Here is a 4599-nt window from a genome sequence, read left to right as displayed (position 1 = left end):
GGCCACGCCGAGTGGCTGAGCGCCTGGCGCGAATCGGTCAAGGCCGATCCGCATGCGCCATTGCTGCCATTGAAGCCGCTGTCGTCCCAGGCTCAACCGGCCTGATTCCGACGCCCCCGAGGTGCCACCTCGGGGGCGTTTGCGATAACCGTCCTACGTTGTTTTTCCCTTCTGCTGCATCGCGCTAACTCCTTGTTATTTCGAAACAAAAGACCCTTCTCCGAGGCATATTGCCGTGCCTGCGAGTGGGTTAGCATCGCCCCCCAAATCTGACTCGAAGCCTGCGGCTTACGCGAACTTGCGCGTGGCCGGGTGTGGGAGTGTTTAATGGAACAGGGGCTTTTTTCATGATCAAAAGGTATTTGTCGATGCTGCTGCTCGGCATCGTCACATTTTCCCATGGTTACCTGGCGCATGCCGGAGCCATAGATGAGGCCGTTCGGCGGGGTGTGTTGAAAGTCGGCACCAATCCGGCCTACGTGCCCTTTGAGATGACCGACAAGAAAGGCCGGATCGTCGGGTTTGAAATTGACCTGCTCCGGGAGATGAGCAAGGCGCTGGGGGTCAAGCTGGAGCTGGTTTCGGTACCGTATATCGACCTGATTCCCGGCCTGCTGGCCAGCCGGTTCGACCTGATCGGCAGCGGCATGACTGTCACGCAGGAGCGCAACCTGACCCTCAATTTCAGCGACTCGTTCATCATCGTCGGCCAGACCGTGCTGCTGAACCCTCGGTTGGCCGACAAGGTCCAGAGCATCGAGGACTTGAACGAGGCCGGTTACCGGATCGTGGCCGCCGAAGGCACCACAGGCGAGGCGGCGGCGAAGAGGTTTCTCGGCACTGCACGGCTGCGCAGTTTTCCAACACCTGAAGAAGGCGTGCGCCAGGTGGTGGAGGGCAAGGCCGATGCGTTTATCCATGATGCGCCGTATAACCTGATCGCCATTACCAAGCCCCAGAACAGTGCGCTGTTGGCGCTGGAGCAACCCTTCACCTACGAGCCCCTGGCGTTCGGCTTGAAAAAGGGCGATTACGACAGCCTCAACTGGATCAATCATTTCCTCAACCAGGTGGCCCAGGACGGCACCTACGATCGGCTGCATGACAAGTGGTTCAAGGACTCGGGCTGGATGGCGGAAGTGGACTGGTAGTCATAACTGCTTACACATCAAGCAATTGGCTGGGCCGTGGATCGAGGTGTCTAGCCATGCCTTTCTCTGCACGGTTGTGGGGCTTTTCTGTCATACCTTGGCAACAAATCCCGGCGAAACCTTTGTACCCGGCGGTGAGTGAGTTAGGATCGCACCCCGAAATGGTGCAGCCCTTTTGCGCGCCGACCTCACAAGAAAATGAGTTCAGGGGACTTGATGATGAAAAAGTATCTTTCGATGCTGCTGCTGGGCGTCACCGCACTGGTGGCGGTCAACGCGGCACATGCCGGCGCCATCGATGATGCGGTCAAGCGCGGTACGCTGAAAGTCGGCATGGACCCGACCTACATGCCGTTCCAGATGACCAACAAACGCGGTGAAATCATCGGCTTTGAAGTCGACATCCTCAAGGCCATGGCCAAGTCGATGGGCGTGAAGTTCGAGCCGATTTCCACCGGTTACGACGGCATCATCCCGGCCCTGTTGACCGACAAGTTCGACATGATCGGCAGCGGCATGACCCTGACCCAGGAACGCAACCTGCGTCTGAACTTCAGCGAACCGTTCATCGTGGTCGGCCAGACCCTGCTGATCCGCAAGGAGCTGGAGGGCACCATCAAGTCCTACAAAGACCTGAATGATGAGAAATACCGCCTGACCTCCAAGCTCGGCACCACCGGCGAAATGGTGGCCAAGAAGCTGATCTCCAAAGCCAAGTACCACGGCTATGACAACGAGCAGGAAGCTGTTCTGGACGTGGTCAACGGCAAGGCTGACGCCTTCGTCTATGACGCCCCGTACAACGTGGTGGCCGTGAACAAGGTCGGCGCCGGCAAGCTGGTGTTCCTTGATCAGCCGTTCACCTTTGAACCCCTGGCGTTCGGCCTGAAGAAGGGCGACTACGACAGCATCAACTTCATCAACAACTTCCTGCACCAGATCCGCAACGACGGCACCTACGATCGCATCCATGACAAGTGGTTCAAGAGCTCTGAGTGGCTCAAGGATATGGAATAAAAGCTGACCTGCATTGATCGTTCCCACGCTCCGCGTGGGAATGCAGCCCGTGACGCTCTGCGTCACAAAGCGGACGCTGAGCGTCCAGTGAGGCATTCCCACGCAGAGCGTGGGAACGATCTCGACATATCCCGGAACCTGAAATGAAACAGAAAAAAGCCCAATGGCCCTGGCACCTGCTGACGGTGCTGGTGCTGGTCGGCCTGGCCGGCGCGTTGTATTACGCCACCTCGCTGATGTCCTACGAATGGCGCTGGAACCGCGTGCCGCAGTACTTCGTCTACCAGGCCGAAGAATCCCAGCGTGCGTCGGACATTTCCACCGTCAGCGAGTTGGTGCGCAAGGGCGATGTGGCTGACGTCACCCTGCGTAATGACGAGGGCAACGAACAGCACCTGACCGTGGCCGAGAACAGCCTGCAAGTGGCCAAGGGCGATGACGTGGCCGAGGGCGATGTGGTCGGCGTCACCCGGCATTGGGCTGCGGGCCCTCTGCTGTGGGGCTTGTGGACTACGTTGTGGCTATCGGTGGTGTCCGGGGTGCTGGGACTGTTGATCGGCCTGGCGACCGGATTGTGTCGCCTGTCGAACAACCCGACTTTACGCGATCTGTCGACGATCTACGTCGAACTGGTACGCGGTACGCCGTTGTTGGTGCAGATCTTCATTTTCTATTTCTTTATCGGCACGGTGCTCAACCTGTCCCGGGAATTCGCCGGGATCGCCGCGCTTTCGCTGTTTACCGGTGCCTATGTGGCGGAAATTATCCGCGCCGGCGTGCAGTCGATTGCCCGTGGGCAGAATGAGGCGGCACGTTCCCTGGGGCTCAGTGCTGGCCAGTCGATGCGCCACGTGGTGTTGCCGCAAGCCTTCAAGCGCGTGCTGCCGCCCCTGGCCGGGCAATTTATCAGCCTGGTCAAGGACACATCCCTGGTGTCGGTGATCGCGATTACCGAGCTGCTCAAAAGCGGCCGCGAGGTCATCACCACCTCGTTCTCGCCATTCGAAATCCTGTTCTGCGTCGCAGGCCTGTACCTGCTGATCAACCTGCCGCTGTCGAAAATCGCCAGTCGGCTTGAGCGGAGGCTCGCGCAAAGTGATTGAAGTCCGCGATCTGGTAAAAGTCTTCGACACCCGTGGCCACGTCGTGCGCGCGGTGGACAACGTGACCACCCAAGTGGCCAGGGGTGAAGTGCTGGTGGTGATCGGCCCGTCCGGTTCCGGCAAGTCGACGTTCCTGCGCTGCCTTAACGGCCTGGAGGAATTCGATTCCGGCTCGGTAAGCATCGACGGCCTGCAACTGGCAGACCCGAAAACCGACGTGAACGCCTACCGCCGTGAAGTCGGCATGGTGTTCCAGCACTTCAACCTGTTCCCCCACATGACCGTGCTGGAAAACCTCTGCCTGGCGCAAAAAGTCGTGCGCAAGCGCGGCAAGAAAGAGCGCGAGGCCAAGGCCCTGGCGCTCCTGGAGAAAGTCGGCATTGCCCAGAAAGCCCACGAGTTCCCGTCGCGGCTTTCCGGTGGCCAGCAGCAGCGCGTCGCGATTGCCCGTGCGCTGGCGATGGAGCCCAAGGTGATGCTGTTTGACGAGCCCACCTCGGCCCTGGACCCGGAAATGGTCGGCGAAGTGCTGGACGTGATGAAGACCCTGGCCCTGGAAGGCATGACCATGGTCTGCGTCACCCATGAAATGGGCTTTGCCCGGGAAGTGGCTGATCGCGTGCTGTTCTTCGATCACGGCAAACTGTTGGAGGACGCCGCCCCGGCGCAATTCTTCGATGCGCCGAAGGACCCTCGCGCCCAAGCCTTCCTGCGCCAGGTTCTATAAATGCGTGGGAATGCTTCTTGTGGCGAGGGAGTTTGCTCCCGCTGGGCCGCGTAGCGGCTCCAAAAAAGATAGGAGCGCTGCGCACTCCAGCGGGAGCAAGCTCCCTCGCCACAGGTTGGGTATTTTCAGACCTTGAACTTGCCCACCCACACCTGCAAATCGGTACCCAGGCGGGCCAGTTCGACACTGGCCGCCGCAGTGTCCTGACTTGCGGCCCAGGTCTGTTCCGACACATCCTTGACCTTCAACACGCTGCGATTGATCTCCTCGGCGACTGCGGTTTGTTCCTCGGCGGCAGCGGCAATTTGCGGGTTCATCTCCTGAATCACTGACACGGTACGGGTGATGCCAGCCAGCGCCTCTCCTGCGCGACGGGTCAGTTGCACGCTGTTGTCGGTGAGGCTGCGACTGTTGTCCATGATGTCGGCCACCTGCTGCGTGCCCCGGTGCAGGCCGCTGATCAACTCCTCGATTTCCTCGGCCGACTGCTGGGTGCGTTGTGCCAGGCTGCGCACTTCATCGGCGACCACGGCAAACCCCCTGCCGGCTTCGCCTGCGCGGGCCGCCTCGATCGCGGCGTTGAGGGCCAGCAAGTTGGTCT

At 60.1% G+C, this 4599-nt stretch carries 5 protein-coding genes; 4 read left to right on the top strand and 1 reads right to left on the bottom strand.

Features of this window, described 5'->3' with window-relative positions; all coding sequences use genetic code 11:
- The first annotated feature begins 347 nt into the window (after nucleotides 1-347).
- The 4 genes from HX846_RS00280 (at nucleotide 348) to HX846_RS00265 (ending at nucleotide 3998) form a co-directional block, all read left to right on the top strand.
- Complete coding sequence (locus HX846_RS00280; protein ID WP_043226395.1) at nucleotides 348-1151, top strand: transporter substrate-binding domain-containing protein; 804 nt, start codon at nucleotides 348-350, stop codon at nucleotides 1149-1151.
- A gap of 219 nt (nucleotides 1152-1370) precedes the next feature.
- A complete protein-coding gene (locus tag HX846_RS00275; protein ID WP_003209284.1) occupies nucleotides 1371-2168 on the top strand; it encodes a transporter substrate-binding domain-containing protein in 798 nt (265 codons plus the stop codon).
- A gap of 143 nt (nucleotides 2169-2311) precedes the next feature.
- Entirely contained in the window at nucleotides 2312-3271 is a 960-nt protein-coding gene (locus HX846_RS00270; protein ID WP_003209286.1) for an amino acid ABC transporter permease, read from the top strand.
- Nucleotides 3264-3998 carry an amino acid ABC transporter ATP-binding protein gene (locus HX846_RS00265; RefSeq protein WP_087692909.1) on the top strand — a complete coding sequence of 245 codons (735 nt, stop codon included), beginning with the start codon at nucleotides 3264-3266 and terminating at the stop codon, nucleotides 3996-3998. Before HX846_RS00270 ends, HX846_RS00265 begins: the two co-directional genes overlap by 8 nt.
- A 125-nt stretch (nucleotides 3999-4123) precedes the next feature.
- Here HX846_RS00265 and HX846_RS39350 read toward each other — a convergent pair.
- On the bottom strand, nucleotides 4124-4599 hold a 476-nt coding region (locus tag HX846_RS39350; RefSeq protein WP_256739750.1), incomplete at its 5' end, for a methyl-accepting chemotaxis protein.

Origin of the sequence: Pseudomonas sp. K5002 (genome assembly GCF_013386655.1) — a bacterium.
Classification (GTDB): domain Bacteria; phylum Pseudomonadota; class Gammaproteobacteria; order Pseudomonadales; family Pseudomonadaceae; genus Aquipseudomonas.
The sequence above is the reverse complement of the archived record's forward strand: the minus strand, read 5'-3'. Positions and strand labels throughout refer to the sequence as shown.

Excerpts from the sequence above, each read along its gene's own strand:
- HX846_RS00275 (WP_003209284.1), top strand. The coding sequence starts at position 1,371 with ATGAAAAAGTATCTTTCGATGCTGCTGCTGGGCGTCACCGCACTGGTG.
- HX846_RS00280 (WP_043226395.1), top strand. The coding sequence starts at position 348 with ATGATCAAAAGGTATTTGTCGATGCTGCTGCTCGGCATCGTCACATTT.
- HX846_RS00270 (WP_003209286.1), top strand. The coding sequence starts at position 2,312 with ATGAAACAGAAAAAAGCCCAATGGCCCTGGCACCTGCTGACGGTGCTG.